This window comes from Pseudomonas sp. 05N434 (assembly GCF_056396965.1).
The window spans coordinates 1-16,470 of record NZ_JBFTMK010000037.1; the positions used below are offsets into that span (position 1 = coordinate 1).

Consider the following 16,470-nt stretch of genomic DNA (forward strand, 5'->3'; position numbering starts at 1 on the left):
GCTACAAGACCAAGACCACGATGATTTCCGTGCCGGTGACCTACAAGTCCCTGGCCGACGGCAAGAACATGGACGTGTTCCTGGGTAACTGGATGCCGACCATGGAAAACGACATCAAGGCCTATCGGGATGCCGGCACAGTGGAAACCGTGCGCACCAACCTCAAAGGTGCCAAATACACCCTCGCCGTACCACAAGCGCTGTACGACAAAGGGCTGCATGACTTTGCCGACATCGCCAAGTTCAAGAAAGAACTCGACGGCAAGATCTACGGTATCGAGCCAGGCAACGACGGCAACCGTCTGATCCAGAGCATGATCGACAAAGACGCCTTCGGTCTCAAAACCGCCGGTTTCAAAGTCGTCGAATCCAGCGAAGCGGGCATGTTGTCGCAAGTCGACCGTGCGCAAAAACGCGACACCGCCGTGGTGTTCCTCGGCTGGGCACCGCACCCGATGAACAAACGTTTCAAGATTCAGTACTTGACCGGTGGCGATGACTTCTTCGGCCCGGATTTCGGTGCTGCCACCGTTGCGACCAACACTCGCAAGGGGTATACCCAAGAGTGCAGCAACGTCGGCCAACTGCTGAAAAACCTGGAGTTCACCGTCGACATGGAGAGTACGCTGATGGGCAACATCCTGGACGACAAGATGAAGCCTGAAGCGGCCGCCAAGGCCTGGCTGAAAAAGAACCCACAGGTGCTCGATACCTGGCTCGCTGGCGTGACCACCATTGACGGTAAACCAGGCCTGGAGGCCGTGAAAGCCAAGCTCGCGCAGTAATCGCTTACGCCGGGCAGGCTCGCCTGCCCGGGCTGTTTATTTCCTTGCATGCGGACGTTCACTACCATGCTGATTGATCAGAAAATACCCTTAGGCCAGTACATCGCGAGCTTCGTTGAATGGTTGACGCAACACGGCGCCAGCACCTTCGACGCCATCGCCGTGTCACTGGAAACGATGATCCACGGCGTGACTTTTGCGCTGACCTGGTTCAACCCGCTGGCATTGATCGGCCTCATCGCACTACTGGCACATTTCATCCAACGCAAATGGGGCCTGACCGTTTTCGTCATCGCCTCCTTCCTGCTGATCCTCAATCTGGGGTACTGGCAGGAAACCATGGAAACCCTCGCCCAGGTGTTGTTCGCCACCCTGGTCTGCGTAGTGATCGGCGTGCCGTTGGGTATCGTCGCCGCGCACAAACCGATGTTCTACACACTGATGCGGCCGGTGCTCGATCTGATGCAGACCGTACCGACTTTCGTGTACCTCATTCCTACCCTGACCCTCTTCGGTCTGGGTGTGGTCCCGGGTCTGATCTCGACGGTGGTGTTCGCGATTGCCGCGCCCATCCGCCTGACCTACTTGGGTATCCGCGATGTTCCGGACGAACTGATGGACGCCGGCAAAGCCTTTGGCTGCTCGCGCCGTCAGTTGCTCTCGCGCATCGAACTGCCCCACGCCATGCCAAGCATCGCGGCCGGTATCACCCAGTGCATCATGCTGTCGTTGTCGATGGTGGTGATTGCGGCACTGGTGGGCGCCGACGGCCTGGGCAAACCTGTGGTCAACGCACTGAACACTGCTGATATCGCACTGGGCTTCGAAGCAGGCCTGGCGATCGTATTGCTGGCGATCATGCTCGACCGTATCTGCAAACAACCCGAAGCCAAAGTAGGGGGTGACGCATGAGCATTATTCGCTTCGAAGACGTGGACGTGATCTTCTCCAAAGATCCACGCGCCGCTCTCAAACTGCTCGACCAGGGCATGACCCGCAACGAGATTCTGAAAAAGACCGGGCAAATCGTCGGTGTCGAAAAGGCCAGCCTGGACATCGAGAAAGGTGAAATCTGCGTACTGATGGGTTTGTCCGGCTCCGGCAAATCCAGCCTGTTGCGCTGCATCAACGGCCTCAACACCGTTAGCCGTGGCAAGTTGTTCGTCGAACACGAAGGCCGGCAGATCGACATCGCGTCCTGCACCCCGGCGGAACTGAAGATGATGCGCACCAAGCGCATCGCGATGGTGTTCCAGAAGTTCGCCCTGATGCCTTGGCTGACGGTGCGCGAGAACATCAGCTTCGGTCTGGAAATGCAGGGTCGCCCCGAGAAAGAACGCCGCAAACTGGTGGACGAGAAGCTTGAGCTGGTGGGCCTGACCCAGTGGCGCAACAAGAAACCCAATGAGCTCTCCGGCGGCATGCAGCAGCGTGTCGGCCTGGCCCGTGCGCTGGCGATGGACGCCGACATCCTGCTGATGGACGAACCGTTCTCGGCCCTCGACCCGCTGATTCGCCAAGGCCTGCAAGATGAACTGCTGGAACTGCAAAACAAGCTGAGCAAGACCATCGTCTTCGTGAGCCACGACCTCGATGAAGCCCTGAAGCTGGGCAGCCGTATCGCGATCATGAAAGACGGCCGGATCATCCAGTACAGCGTGCCGGAAGAAATCGTCCTGAACCCTGCGGACGATTACGTGCGCACCTTCGTCGCCCACACCAATCCGCTGAACGTATTGTGTGGTCGCAGCCTGATGCGCACCCTGGACAACTGCAAACGCATCAACGGTTCGGTGTGCCTGGATCCGGGCGGCGATTCGTGGCTGGACCTGGCCGAAGGCAACACCATCAAAGGCGCGCGCCAGAACGGCTCGAGCCTGGATCTGCAGAAATGGATACCTGGGCAAGCGGTTGAAGCCCTGGGCCGTCGACCAACGCTGGTGGACTCCAACATCGGCATGCGCGATGCGCTGCAGATTCGTTACCAGACCGGCAACAAGCTGGTGCTGCACGACAACAACAAAGTGGTCGGGATCCTGGGCGACAGCGAGCTGTACCACGCGCTGCTCGGCAAGAACCTGGGGTAAGCAAGACAGCAGACACAAAAACGCCGCGAGATGATCGCGGCGTTTTTGTTTGTGCAGATATCAGGTCTGGAATACCGACAACTGTGGCGAGGGAGCTTGCTCCCGCTGGGTTGCGGAGCGACCCCAATCCAGACACCACGGTATTTCAGATAGATCGCGTAACCAGGATCTACGACTGCTTCGCAGCCGAACGGGAGCGAGCTCCCTCGCCACAATGGAGATGCGGTGCATTCACTGCACCGCATCACCTCAAACCTCAGCTATAAACCCGGCCTAGCAGCTGCCGATGGCTTTCAAACTGATCGAGCACGTCACGGGTGATCTGATCCTGAGTGAAGCCCATCAAGTCATAGTCCTGGCTGCCGTTGTGCAGGTACACCTCAGCGCGGTAGTAACGTGCGCGCGGTTCATCGGCACTTTCGGCCGACACCGCTTCACTCGCCGCCGCCAGATAACCGTCCAGGCTCACTTCGTAGACAAAAGGGTTGCCCTCTTCCATCTCGATCCGCAGGCCCATGCAACGCTTGGCTTTACCCAGCAACGTTTGCACGTTCAGGCCCTTGCCACGCAGTTGAACCACGGCCTCTTCCAGCGCCGGGCTGACTTGTTTGTCCATGAAACGCTGAACAATCGACTGATTCGGCTGCAAATCCAGCTGGGTCAGACGCTCGCTGAAACCACGACGACCACGCGCCGCCAGCTCCGCTTGCTCCTGTTCGATCTGCACGTCCTGGCGCATGGCCTTGTGCAAACCGAACATGAAGAACACCAGCACCACCGAGAACGGCAGCCCTGCCAGCACCACCATGGTTTGCATGGCTTCGAAGTTACCGGCGAACAGCAGACCGATGGTCACCAGGGTGATCACCACCGACCAGAAAATCCGCAGCCAGTGCGGCGCGTCTTCGTCGACGTTGCCGCCCTTGCACGAAAGGTTGGCCATCATCACCGCGCCGGAGTCCGCCGGGGTCAGGAACAGCACGAAACCGACAAAAATCGACACGCCAATGACAACTTTCGACGCCGGGTAATGCTCAAGCAACTGGTAGATCGCCATCGATGGCTGTTCCAGCGCCGTCTTCCCGAGCTCCACCGCCCCATGGTTCATCACCAGGTCCAGGGCCGAGTTACCGAAGATCGACAGCCATGCCAGGGTGAAACCCAGCGGAATCAGCAGCACGCCGGCGACCAGCTCACGCACCGTGCGACCACGGGAAATACGCGCGATGAACATGCCTACAAATGGCGCCCAGGAAATCCACCAGGCCCAGTAGAACAGGGTCCACAGGCCCAGCCAGCGGTCAGACTTCTCACTGTCGCCTTCATACACGTAGAGGTCGAAGGTCTTCAGCACCACGCCATTGAGGTAGTCACCGATGTTCTGCACAAAGCCGTTGAGCAGGTGCAGGGTCGGGCCGAACAACAGCACGAAAATCAGCAGACCGCTGAACAGCACGATGTTCAGGTTGGACAGACGGCGAATGCCGTTTTCCACGCCGGACACCGCTGCGATGGTCGCCACGGTGCTCATCACGATGATCACGATCAGCAAGTTGGTGTTGCTGTGCGCCATGCCGAACAGGTTTTCCAACCCCGACGAGACTTGCAGCGAACCGATCCCCAGGTTCGTCACCAGCCCCAGCAGGGTCACGAACATGCCGAAACCGTCCACCGCATGACCGGCCGCGCCTTTGACCCAACGCTCGCCGACCAACGGATAAAGCGCCGAACGCAAGGCCAACGGCTGGTTATGACGGTAAGCAAAGTACGCCACGGCCAGGCCGACCAAGGCGTAGATCGCCCAGCCATGCAGGCCCCAATGCAGGAACGTCAGCTGCACTGCCTGACGTGCGGCAAGGTTGCTGCCGGCGACGCCTTCCGGCGGGTTGAAGTAATGGTCCAGCGGCTCGGACGCACCGAAGTACAACAGCGAGATGCCGATACCCGACGAGAACAGCATCCCCGCCCAGGCGCCGTAGCTGAAATCCGGGGTATCGTCCTTGCTGCCCAACTTGAGCTTGCCGTAAGACGAAAACGCCAGGCCGACGACAAAAACCAGATAGGCGGCGATCACCACCATGTAGTACCAGCCGAAGCTGCGGGACAACCAGGCCTGGGCAATACCGAGCATTCTGCCGGCCTCTTGCGGGGCGACGATCAGAATGGCGGTCAACAGCAGGATCAGCGCGGTAGAGGTGTAGAACACCCAACCGTTGACCATCACCTTCTCGGGTGGGGTCTTTATTAGAGAGGCAGAACTCATGGCACAGATGCTCCGGGCAGTGCGAGAGAAGAACACAAGGCAACGCGGTACCCGACCAATCGATTAGTTGGCAGCCGACCGGCGGGTGATATAAAGACACCCCGAAAAAAGCCCGAAACCCCTGGAACGCGTCTGCGTATGGGTTTCGAGCATTTTTGGATGTCGGTTTATCGTCATTTACACGTAGGAAAAATCTGTAAGCAGCGACGAATTGTCGCAGATCTTATTCTTTGTTGATTGAACGTTCAATCAAAACAAAATAGACTGGCCCTCAATCCGGTAGGCGTATTTCGTCCACCGGGAGGCCTAAGGAGATGTGCAAGATGCCCAAGGTCGGTATGCAACCCATCCGCCGCCAGCAATTGATCGAAGCCACGCTACAGGCCGTCGATCAGGTCGGCATGGGGGACGCCAGCATTGCGCTGATCGCCCGTTTGGCCGGTGTCTCGAATGGCATCATCAGTCACTATTTTCAGGACAAGAATGGCCTGATCGCCGCCACGATGCGGTATCTGATGAGCGTCCTCAGCGAGAACGTCACCGCACGCCGTCAGGCGATGGCAGATGACAGCCCACGGGCGCATCTGCAGGTGATTATCGAAGGCAACTTCGACGCCAGCCAGGTCAATGGCCCGGCAATGAAAACCTGGTTGGCCTTCTGGGCCACCAGCATGCACCAGCCGTCTTTGCACAGGTTGCAGCGGATCAACGATCACCGTCTGTATTCCAACCTGTGCTGCCAGTTCCGCCGTGCGTTGCCGCTTGATCAAGCGCGCAGCGCCGCCCGGGGCCTGGCAGCCCTCATTGACGGTTTGTGGTTGCGCGGCGCGCTGTCGGGAGATGCTTTCGACACCGAGCAGGCGCAAAGAATCGCTTACGAATACATGGATATCCAATTGGCCAAGCAGGTGAGTTAGAGCACACATAAAACCGCTCAGCCCCTGAACGCCACTGATCAGCGTCGCCAACGCTACACGGCACGTCCCAGTGGTTAACGCCAACCAACTTATGCACTTGCGAGGACTTTATGGCCCGTTTCGAACTGCAAAAACTCTACATCGACGGCGGCTACAGTGACGCCAGCAGCGACGCCACCTTCGAAGCCATCAACCCGGCTAACGGTGAAGTCCTCGCAAAAGTACAGCGTGCGACCAAGGAAGACGTCGAGCGTGCAGTGGTCAGTGCCGAAAAGGGCCAGAAAATCTGGGCCGCGATGACCGCCATGGAGCGTTCGCGCATCCTGCGTCGTGCCGTCGACATCCTGCGCGAGCGCAACGATGAACTGGCCGCCCTGGAAACCCTGGACACCGGCAAGGCGTACTCCGAAACCCGTTACGTCGACATCGTCACCGGCGCTGACGTGCTGGAATACTACGCAGGTCTGGTACCGGCCATCGAAGGCGAGCAGATTCCACTGCGCACCACTTCTTTCGTCTACACTCGTCGCGAGCCACTGGGCATCGTGGCCGGTATCGGCGCGTGGAACTACCCGATCCAGATCGCCCTGTGGAAATCCGCTCCAGCCCTGGCGGCCGGTAACGCGATGATCTTCAAGCCAAGCGAAGTCACCTCGCTGACCACCCTGAAACTGGCCGAGATCTACACCGAAGCCGGCCTGCCGGCTGGTGTGTTCAACGTGTTGACCGGCAGCGGCCGTGAAGTCGGCACCTGGCTGACCGAACACCCACGCATCGAAAAAGTCTCCTTCACCGGCGGCACCGACACCGGCAAGAAAGTCATGGCCAGCGCTTCCGCCTCCACGCTGAAAGACGTGACCATGGAACTGGGCGGCAAATCCCCGCTGATCATTTTCGACGACGCCGACCTCGATCGCGCCGCCGACACCGCGATGATGGCCAACTTCTACAGCTCCGGTCAGGTCTGCACCAACGGCACTCGCGTGTTCGTCCCGAGCCACCTGAAAGCCGCGTTCGAAGCCAAGATCGTTGAGCGCGTTGCGCGCATCCGCGTTGGCAACCCGGAAGACGAAAACACCAACTTCGGCCCGCTGGTCAGCTTCGCCCACATGGAAAGCGTGCTGGGTTACATCGCCAAAGGTAAGGAAGAAGGTGCTCGCCTGCTGTGCGGCGGCGCTCGTCTGACCGACGGCGAATTCGCCAAAGGCGCATTCGTGGCTCCGACCGTGTTCACCGACTGCACCGACGAGATGACCATCGTGCGCGAAGAAATCTTCGGCCCGGTGATGAGCATCCTGACCTACGAAACCGAAGAAGAAGTGATCCGTCGCGCCAACGACACCGACTTCGGTCTGGCTGCCGGCGTTGTTACCAAAGACCTGAACCGCGCGCACCGCGTGATTCATCAACTGGAAGCCGGTATCTGCTGGATCAACGCCTGGGGCGAGTCCGACGCCAAGATGCCGGTCGGCGGCTACAAGCAGTCGGGCGTGGGCCGTGAGAACGGCATCAGCTCGCTGAACAACTTCACACGCATCAAATCGGTACAGGTCGAACTGGGCGATTACGCCTCGGTTTTCTGATCTGACGCGAACCTGAAGCTGGGGCCTTTGTGGCGAGGGAGCTTGCTCCCGCTGGGCTGCGAAGCAGCCCCAACTTCAGGTTCAGCGCTCATTCAGACAGAACACGGTCGCTGATTTGCGACTGCTGCGCAGCCGAGCGGGAGCAAGCTCCCTCGCCACAGTAAGTGACAAATCCGCGACCGCGACCTGACCAACTTCAAAGAGGGTGCATTCAATGTCCCAAGTATTCGATTACATCATCATCGGTGCCGGCTCCGCCGGTAACACCCTGGCGACCCGTCTGACTGAAGACGAAGGCGTCACCGTCCTGCTGCTCGAAGCGGGCGGCCCGGATTACCGTCTGGATTTCCGCACACAAATGCCGGCGGCTTTGGCGTTCCCGCTGCAAGGTCGTCGCTACAACTGGGCGTACGAAACCGATCCAGAGCCACACATGGACGGTCGCCGGATGGAATGCGGTCGCGGCAAGGGCCTGGGTGGTTCTTCGCTGATCAACGGCATGTGCTACATCCGCGGCAACGCCATGGACTACGACAACTGGGCGAAACTGCCAGGCCTGGAAGACTGGACTTACCTCGACTGCCTGCCGTATTTCCGCAAGGCGGAAACCCGTGACATCGGCCCGAACGACTACCACGGTGGCGACGGTCCGGTCAGCGTGACCACGCCCAAAGCCGGCAACAACCCGCTGTTCAGCGCGATGGTTGAAGCAGGCGTGCAGGCCGGTTACCCGCGTACCGAAGACTTGAACGGTTACCAGCAGGAAGGTTTCGGCCCGATGGACCGCACCGTGACGCCGAAAGGCCGTCGCTCCAGTACCGCTCGCGGTTACCTGGACATCGCCAAGAAGCGTTCGACCCTGACCATCGTCACCCACGCCCTGACCGACAAGATTCTGTTCGAAGGCAAGCGTGCAGTCGGCGTGCGTTACCTGATCGGTGCCGCCGAAGAACGCGTTGAAGTCCGTGCCCGCAAAGAAGTGTTGCTGTGCTCCGGCGCCATCGCGTCGCCGCAGATCCTGCAACGCTCCGGTGTCGGCCCGGCCGAACTGCTGAAAAAGCTTGATATTCCGGTGGTCCACGACCTGCCGGGCGTCGGTGAAAACCTGCAGGATCACCTCGAGTTGTACCTGCAATACGCCTGCACCCAACCGGTCTCGCTGTACCCGTCGCTGCTCCTGCACAACCAGCCGGCCATCGGTGCCGAGTGGCTGTTCAACGGCACCGGCATCGGCGCCAGCAACCAGTTCGAAGCCGGCGGTTTCATTCGTACCCGCCCGGAATTCGAATGGCCGAACATCCAGTATCACTTCCTGCCGGTAGCGATTAACTACAACGGCAGCAACGGCGTGAAAGAGCACGGCTTCCAGGCACACATGGGTTCCATGCGTTCGCCAAGCCGCGGTCGCATCCAGGCCAAGTCCAAGGATCCGCGCGAATACCCGAGCATCCTGTTCAACTACATGGCTACCGAGCAGGACTGGCAGGAATTCCGCGATGGCATCCGCCTGACCCGTGAAATCATGCAACAGCCGGCGCTGGATGCCTTCCGTGGTCGCGAAATCAGCCCCGGCATCGACGTGCAAACCGACGAGCAGCTGGACAAGTTCATCCGTGAGCACGCCGAAACCGCGTTCCACCCGTCCTGCTCGTGCAAGATGGGCACCGACGAAATGGCCGTGGTCGATGGCGAAGGTCGTGTGCATGGCATGCAAGGCCTGCGCGTGGTCGATGCTTCGATCATGCCGATCATCACCACCGGCAACCTGAACGCACCAACGATCATGATGGCCGAGAAAATCGCCGACAAGATCCGCGGTCGCAAACCATTGCCGCGCAGCAAGGCCAAGTACTACGTGGCCGGCGGTGCACCGGTGAAGGGCAAGCCGTTGCGGGATGTGAGCGCTCAGTAAGCCGTAACACCGAGGCGCGGCCTTCGCGGGCAAGCCTCGCTCCTACAGGGAATCGCATTCGCCCTGTAGGAGCGAGGCTTGCCCGCGAAAGCGTCCGCCCAAGCAATAGATAAATTCCTGACTCACCCAACCTCAACTCTTCCTACACCGCTCTTCACTTGATCCTACCCCCCACGCAGGCCTAATCTAGCGCCACGCAAACGTTTCCCCCCCTCGCAACACCGATTCGCCGCCACTCCATACCAAGGAGGTTCCCGAATGTTCGATTTCCACCCCCAGCTCAAGCAGCGCTTCGCTGCGTTGCGCACGGGCGCTGAATTCTTTTCGCTGCGTTATGTTCGCGAATCCGGTCAGTATCTTTCAGTGCGCAAGAACGTCGCCGAACCACCGAGCCTGAGCCGGGACGAAGGTGCGATGCTGACCGTTCGGGTCAACGGCGTCGAAGCCTATGCCGCGACCAACGACTTGTCCCAGTCCGGGCTGCAAGCCGCGCTGGAGAAGGCCGAGCAACAAGCCCGTCGACTCAAGCCACACGCCCTCCTCGACTTGCGTGAGCAAGCGGTTTCCAGCGAGCGCGCCGACTATTTCTCGCCGAGCCTCGACCAACCCTTCCCGTCTCTCAGCGATTGCTACCAACTGCTCGGCGCCGAATCTGCCGCCGTGCCCAAGGACGAACGCCTGGTGAACTGGCAGGCGAGCATCGGTATCACCAACGTCGAGCAGATCTACCTCAACAGCGCCGGCGCCGAACTGCGCCAGGCCCAGCGCTTCGTCTACCCGAGCATGGACGTCACCGCCTACGACGGTAGCGACAGCCAGACCCGCACCCTCGGCCGCGAGAATTTCGGTCAGCAGGGCGGCTTTGATGTGATCAGCCGCTGCGGCCTGATCGGCGCCGGCCCGAAAGTCGCCGACCAGGCGTTGCAATTGCTGCTGGCACCGAACACCCCGCAAGGCCCGCGCGACCTGTTGCTGATGCCCGACCAGATGATGCTGCAGATCCACGAGTCCATCGGTCACCCGCTGGAACTGGACCGCATCCTGGGCGACGAGCGCAATTACGCCGGCACCAGTTTCGTCAAGGCGCAAGACTTCGGCCGCCTGCAATACGGCTCCGAACTGCTCAACGTGACATTCGACCCGGACATCCCCGAACAGCTCGCCAGCTACGGCCATGACGACGAAGGCACCGCCGCCAGCAAGCAATTCCTGATCAAGCAAGGTTTGCTGCTGCGACCATTGGGCGGCGCGCTCTCGCAGTTCCGGGCCAGCCTCGACGGCGTGGCCAACAGCCGCGCCTGCGGCTGGAACCGTCCGCCGATCGACCGCATGGCCAACCTCAACATCGAGCCCGGCGATCAGCCGCTTGAGCAACTGATCGGCAACATCGAGCACGGCATTTTGATGAGCACCAACCGTTCGTGGTCCATCGACGATGCGCGCAACAAATTCCAGTTCGGTTGCGAATGGGGCCAGTTGATCGAAAACGGCGAACTCAAAGGCGTGGTGAAGAACCCGAACTACCGGGCGATTTCCGCGCAATTCTGGAAGAGCCTGCGCGCCGTCGGTGACGTCAGCACCTTCAAGGTGCTGGGGACGCCGAACTGCGGCAAGGGCGAACCGAACCAGGTGATCCGTGTCGGCCATGCGTCGCCGGCCTGTGTGTTCAGCAACGTTGATGTGTTTGGGGGAGATGCCTGATGAGTACGTCCACGAGCACTTCAAAAAACCAGGCCGATTCGTTCAAGGCCTTGGTCGACTGGCTGCGCGATGCACTGCGCACGCCTGAGCAGTTCACCCTCAGCTACGCCGCCGAATCGTCGGCCTTCGTGCGCTTCAACCACGCCAAGGTGCGTCAGGCCGGGCAGGTGCAGCAGGCAAGCATCGGCTTCAAACTGATCAACGACGGCCGGCACGCCGACCTCGATATCACGTTGTCGGGCGATCCGGAAGTCGATCTTCAGCGTCTGRCCGAGGGGCTACAACAGTTGCGCGAAACCCTGCCGTTGCTGCCTCAGGACCCGTACCTGCTGCTCAACCATGACGACTGGCAGAGCAACAACGTGCAGGATCATCCGCTGCCGGACACCGAGCAGGTGGTCGCTGAAATCACTCAGGCCGCCGAGGGGCTGGATCTGGTCGGTTTCTATGCCGCCGGGCCGATCAGTCGCGGTTTCGCCAGCTCCTCGGGCGCGTTCGGCTGGCATCAGGCCAATAGCTTCAACTTCGATTTCAGCCTGTTCCATGAAAACGGTCAGGCGGTGAAAGCCAGCTATGCCGGGCACGACTGGAACAGCGAAGGCTTTGCCCGGCGTTTCCAGCAGGCCCGCGAGCAGTTGGCGTTTCTGGGTCGGCCAACGCGCACGCTGGCGCCGGGTCAGTACCGCGCCTACCTCGCGCCGGCAGCCCTGGAAGAAGTCATGGGCATGCTCAGTTGGGGCGGGTTCTCGGCGCAGTCGATTGCCAGCAAGAGCAGTCCGTTGCAGAAGCTCTACGGTGGCGACAGCTCGTTCAGCCCGTTGGTGTCCCTGGATGAAAAAGTCAGCGGCTCCCTGAGCCCGGCGTTCTCCGGTGAAGGTTATCCGCGCAGTGATCTGCGGCTGATTGTTGAGGGCAAGGCGGGCGAGCAACTGGTCGGTTCACGCAGCGCCGCCGAATACGGACTGACCGCCAACGGTGCTGGCGGCGGTGAAGCGCCAAGTGCGTTGAACATGGCGGCCGGCTCGTTGCCTGACGCCGAGATCCTCAAGCAACTGGGCACCGGTTTGTATATCAGCAACCTGTGGTACCTGAACTACTCGGACCAACCGGCGGCGCGCCTGACCGGCATGACACGGTTCGCGACCTTCTGGGTCGAGAACGGCGAGATTCAGGCACCGGTCAGCACCATGCGTTTCGATGACAGCGCCTACAGCCTGCTCGGTTCGCAGCTGGAAGCGTTGACCGAGGAACGCGAGCTGATGTTGTCGGCCAGCACCTACAGTCAGCGGAACACGTCTTCGGCATTGCTGCCGGGAGCGCTCGTCAGCCGACTGACCTTGACCCTGTAAACACAAAAACCTGTGGCGAGGGAGCTTGCTCCCGCTGGGCTGCGAAGCGGCCCCAGACCGGCAATGTGCTCTATCAGACAGACCGCATTCACCGGATTTACGACTGCTACGCAGCCGAGCGGGAGCAAGCTCCCTCGCCACAGGGTTCAGCGCCAGCCACGAATCTGCATTAACAAGAGGCCCCATGCCCAACCGCCCACCTCTCGACGCCGTCACCGCCCGCTGGTTGCCWTGGGTCGTGGCCATTGCCTTCTTCATGCAGTCCCTCGACGGGACAATCCTCAACACCGCCCTCCCCGCCATGGCCCGGGACCTGGCCGAAGACCCGCTGCGCATGCAGGGTGTGATCATCGCCTACATGCTCACCGTCGCCTTGCTGATTCCCGCCTCCGGCTGGATCGCCGACCGTTTCGGCACCAAGAAAATTTTCTTCGGCGCCATCCTGTTGTTCAGCATCGGCTCATTGCTCTGCGCCTTGTCGAGCACCCTGAGCATGCTGATCGGCGCCCGGGTGATCCAGGGCCTGGGCGGCGCCTTGATGTTGCCGGTCGGACGCTTGGTAGTGCTGCGCGCGTATCCGCGCTCGGATCTGGTGCGGATCATGGGGTTCATCACCATTCCCGGCCTGCTCGGCCCGCTGATCGGCCCGACCATGGGCGGCTGGATGGTGCAATACCTGACCTGGCATTGGATCTTCCTGATCAACCTGCCGGTGGGCGTTCTCGGTTGCTACGCGGTATGGAAATTCATCCCCGACTTGCGCGGCAGCGAGCGCACCCGCTTCGATAGCCTGGGCTTCTTGCTGTTCGGCGCGGCGATGGTGCTGATCACCATCGCCATGGAAGGCCTCGGCGAACTGCGTCTGCCGCACTTGCGGGTGATGTTGCTGTTGTTTGCCGGCATGGCCTGTCTGGCGGCCTATTGGCTGCGGGCCGGGCACATCGACAATCCACTGTTTGCGCCATYGCTGTTCAAGACCCGGACCTTCGCCGTGGGCATCCTCGGCAACCTGTTCGCCCGGTTGGGCAGCGGCGCATTGCCGTTCCTGGTGCCGTTGCTGCTGCAAGTGGCGCTGGGCTATTCGCCGTCACAGGCCGGGATGAGCATGCTGCCCCTGGCTGCGGCCGCGATGGTCGCCAAATCGGTGGCGCGGCCGTTGATCGAACGTTTCGGCTACCGCATCGTGCTGACCGGCAACACACTGGCGCTGGGGATCATGCTGGCGAGCATGGGCCTGGTCAGCGAGCAGACACCGTATTGGCTGTTGCTGGGCCAGTTGGCGATTCTGGGGGCGATCAACTCCTTGCAGTTCACCGCGATGAATACCGTGACACTGATCGACCTCGACGACGCCAGCGCCAGCAGCGGCAACAGYTTGCTGTCGGTGGTAGCGCAATTGTCCCTGAGCCTGGGCGTGGCGTGCGCCGGTGCGCTGCTCGGCGGATTCACGGCGGAGATGGGCAATGACGACGTGGACACGGTGCTGGGCGCGTTCCAGCTGACGTTTGTGACGGTAGGAATCATGGCGATGCTGGCTGCAACGATCTTCTCGCAGCTTTCACCAAAGGATGGCCGACGGATGGTCAGCCGTGAGCACGATATCGAGCACTGACCCGTAGCAGCTGCCGAGGCACGAGGCTGCGTTGGGCTGCGAAGCGGCCCCCCGGGGCGGTCCTGCGGACACGCAACGCAGCCTCGTACCTCGACAGCTGCTACGGCTATTCGTCCAGAATTTGCAGGTGGAGAGCCTGGGACTGATACACTGCGCGACATTTTGTTTTGCAGGCCAGTCCCGTGACCACCATCGCCACCGCTTTTAATACTTTGCCGCTGTCCGCCGCCATGCTGGCTAACCTCGACTCCCTCGGTTATGCCCAGATGACGCCGATCCAGGCGCAAAGCTTGCCGGTGATCCTCAAGGGGATGGACCTGATCGCCCAGGCCAAGACCGGCAGCGGCAAGACCGCCGCCTTCGGTATCGGCCTGTTGAACCCGATCAATCCGCGCTTCTTCGGTTGCCAGGCACTGGTCATCTGCCCGACCCGTGAGCTGGCCGACCAGGTCGCCAAGGAAATCCGTCGCCTGGCCCGTGCCGAAGACAACATCAAGGTCCTGACCCTGTGCGGCGGTGTGTCTTTCGGCCCGCAGATCGGCTCGCTGGAGCACGGCGCACACATCATCGTCGGCACGCCGGGGCGTATCCAGCAACACCTGCGCAAGGGTTCGCTGGTGCTTCACGGTCTGAACACGCTGATCCTCGACGAAGCCGACCGCATGCTCGACATGGGTTTCTACGATTCCATCGAAGAAATCATCGCCCAGTGCCCGGAACGTCGCCAGACCCTGCTGTTCTCCGCCACCTATCCGGTGGGCATCAAGCAGTTGGCGTCGAAGTTCATGCGTAATCCACAGCAAGTGAAGGCCGAGGCGTTCCACGACGACACGCAGATCGAGCAGCGCTTCTACGAAATCTCCCCGGAAGAGCGCATGAGCGCGGTGACCAAGGTGCTCGGCCACTTCCGTCCGGCGTCCTGCGTGGCGTTCTGCTTCACCAAGCAGCAGGTGCAGGAAACCGTCGATCACCTGACGTCCAAAGGCATCTCCGCCGTCGGCCTGCACGGCGATCTGGAACAGCGTGACCGCGACCAGGTGTTGGCCATGTTCGCCAACCGCAGTACGTCGGTACTGGTCGCCACCGACGTCGCCGCACGCGGCCTGGACATCGATGCGCTGGACATGGTGATCAACGTCGAACTGGCCCGTGACTCGGAAATCCATATTCACCGTGTCGGCCGTACCGGTCGTGCCGGCGAGAAAGGCATCGCGATCAGCCTGGTCGCACCGTCCGAAGCCCATCGCGCCCAAGCCATCGAGCAACTGCAGAAGTCGCCGTTGAATTGGGATCAGGTGGATAACCTCACGTCCCAGGGCGGCGGTCCGCTGCTGCCGCTGATGAGCACGCTGTGCATTGGTGCGGGCCGTAAAGACAAAGTCCGTCCAGGCGACATTCTCGGCGCACTGACCGGTGAGGCGGGCATTCCCGGCGCCCAGGTCGGCAAGATCGCGATTTTCGACTTCCAGGCCTATGTGGCCGTGGAGCGCGGGATCGCCAAGCAAGCCTTGCAGCGCCTGAACGACGGTAAAATCAAAGGCCGTTCGCTGCGCGTGCGCATTTTGTAAAACCGCACCGCCCCCCCCCCCCTGTAGGAGCGAGGCTTGCCCGCGAAGAACGAAAACTCGGTACACCTGATGCCCGCCGGGCGCGGGCGCAAGGTGATGTTGCTTGACCATGCCAACAAGGCCGGCAAGAAAATCCTCATGTCGGGCGGTGGCCGCTGCAATTTCACCAACATGTACACCGAGCCGAGCAATTTCCTCTCGCAGAACGCACATTTCTGCAAATCTGCGTTGGCACGTTACACCCAGTGGGACTTCATCGGTCTGGTGGCCAAACACGGCGTGCCGTACCACGAGAAGAAACTCGGCCAGTTGTTCTGCGATAACAAATCCAGCGACATCCTCGACATGCTGCTCGACGAGTGCAATCAGGTTGGCGTCAGCCTGCACCTGGACACCTCGATCCAGACCATCGAGAAGCTCGAAAGCGGTTATCTGCTGGATACYACGCTGGGCCAGATCACTTGCCAATCCCTGGTGATCGCCACCGGCGGCCTGTCGATTCCGACCCTCGGCGCCACCGGCTTCGGCTATCAGGTGGCCAAGCAGTTCGGCCACGACCTGCTGCCGACCCGAGCCGGTCTTGTGCCATTCACCATCACCGATCAGCTCAAGGAGCTGTGCACCGAGCTGTCCGGTACGTCGGTGGATTGCCTGGTGAGCTGCAACGACCAGAGTTTCCGCGAGAACATCCTG

General features: G+C 60.8%; 12 protein-coding genes. 11 read left to right on the plus strand and 1 reads right to left on the minus strand.

The window, feature by feature from the left end; translation table 11 throughout:
• From choX to choV, 3 genes are all read left to right on the plus strand, one after another.
• A partial coding sequence (gene choX, locus AC1DLB_RS04490) for a choline ABC transporter substrate-binding protein (RefSeq protein WP_477784659.1) occupies positions 1–785 on the plus strand: 785 nt, incomplete at its 5' end.
• 66 nt (positions 786–851) lie between these two features.
• On the plus strand, positions 852–1,697 hold the full coding sequence (gene choW / locus AC1DLB_RS04495) for a choline ABC transporter permease subunit (RefSeq protein WP_018928772.1): 846 nt from the start codon (positions 852–854) through the stop codon (positions 1,695–1,697).
• Positions 1,694–2,872: a choline ABC transporter ATP-binding protein gene (gene choV, locus AC1DLB_RS04500; protein WP_018928771.1), complete on the plus strand. Its 1,179-nt coding sequence runs from the start codon at positions 1,694–1,696 to the stop codon at positions 2,870–2,872. Before choW ends, choV begins: the two co-directional genes overlap by 4 nt.
• Before the next feature lie 256 nt (positions 2,873–3,128).
• Here choV and AC1DLB_RS04505 read toward each other — a convergent pair whose 3' ends face one another.
• The gene (locus AC1DLB_RS04505) at positions 3,129–5,078 is read right to left on the minus strand and encodes a BCCT family transporter (RefSeq protein ID WP_231508959.1); all 1,950 of its coding nucleotides are present in this window, start codon (positions 5,076–5,078) and stop codon (positions 3,129–3,131) included.
• Positions 5,079–5,458: 380 nt separating this feature from the next.
• On the opposite strand from AC1DLB_RS04505, the gene betI reads away from it, so the two are divergent.
• The 8 genes from betI to AC1DLB_RS04545 form a co-directional block, all read left to right on the plus strand.
• Positions 5,459–6,052 (plus strand): transcriptional regulator BetI, encoded by a 594-nt coding sequence (gene betI, locus AC1DLB_RS04510; RefSeq protein ID WP_018928769.1) that lies wholly within the window; start codon positions 5,459–5,461, stop codon positions 6,050–6,052.
• Between the two features lie 110 nt (positions 6,053–6,162).
• The gene (gene betB / locus AC1DLB_RS04515) at positions 6,163–7,635 is read left to right on the plus strand and encodes a betaine-aldehyde dehydrogenase (protein WP_477743638.1); all 1,473 of its coding nucleotides are present in this window, start codon (positions 6,163–6,165) and stop codon (positions 7,633–7,635) included.
• A 214-nt stretch (positions 7,636–7,849) separates the two neighbouring features.
• On the plus strand, positions 7,850–9,547 hold the full coding sequence (gene betA / locus AC1DLB_RS04520; protein ID WP_064620863.1) for a choline dehydrogenase: 1,698 nt from the start codon (positions 7,850–7,852) through the stop codon (positions 9,545–9,547).
• A gap of 258 nt (positions 9,548–9,805) precedes the next feature.
• Entirely contained in the window at positions 9,806–11,248 is a 1,443-nt protein-coding gene (locus AC1DLB_RS04525; RefSeq protein ID WP_018928766.1) for a TldD/PmbA family protein, read from the plus strand.
• Positions 11,248–12,597 (plus strand): TldD/PmbA family protein, encoded by a 1,350-nt coding sequence (locus tag AC1DLB_RS04530; RefSeq protein WP_477784660.1) that lies wholly within the window; start codon positions 11,248–11,250, stop codon positions 12,595–12,597. Before AC1DLB_RS04525 ends, AC1DLB_RS04530 begins: the two co-directional genes overlap by 1 nt.
• Positions 12,598–12,622: 25 nt before the next feature.
• Positions 12,623–14,209, plus strand: coding sequence for a multidrug transporter subunit MdtD (gene mdtD, locus AC1DLB_RS04535; RefSeq protein ID WP_477784661.1), 1,587 nt, complete (start codon positions 12,623–12,625; stop codon positions 14,207–14,209).
• Positions 14,210–14,439: 230 nt separating this feature from the next.
• Positions 14,440–15,777 (plus strand): ATP-dependent RNA helicase DbpA, encoded by a 1,338-nt coding sequence (gene dbpA / locus AC1DLB_RS04540; protein ID WP_230139067.1) that lies wholly within the window; start codon positions 14,440–14,442, stop codon positions 15,775–15,777.
• Between the two features lie 69 nt (positions 15,778–15,846).
• Positions 15,847–16,470, plus strand: a 624-nt coding sequence (locus AC1DLB_RS04545; RefSeq protein WP_477784662.1) for an aminoacetone oxidase family FAD-binding enzyme, incomplete at its 3' end; no start/stop codon positions are given.

Coding starts and splice junctions, on each gene's coding strand:
- betB (WP_477743638.1), top strand. CDS start 6,163: ATGGCCCGTTTCGAACTGCAAAAACTCTACATCGACGGCGGCTACAGT.
- betI (WP_018928769.1), top strand. CDS start 5,459: ATGCCCAAGGTCGGTATGCAACCCATCCGCCGCCAGCAATTGATCGAA.
- dbpA (WP_230139067.1), top strand. CDS start 14,440: ATGCTGGCTAACCTCGACTCCCTCGGTTATGCCCAGATGACGCCGATC.
- choV (WP_018928771.1), top strand. CDS start 1,694: ATGAGCATTATTCGCTTCGAAGACGTGGACGTGATCTTCTCCAAAGAT.
- AC1DLB_RS04525 (WP_018928766.1), top strand. CDS start 9,806: ATGTTCGATTTCCACCCCCAGCTCAAGCAGCGCTTCGCTGCGTTGCGC.
- betA (WP_064620863.1), top strand. CDS start 7,850: ATGTCCCAAGTATTCGATTACATCATCATCGGTGCCGGCTCCGCCGGT.
- choW (WP_018928772.1), top strand. CDS start 852: ATGCTGATTGATCAGAAAATACCCTTAGGCCAGTACATCGCGAGCTTC.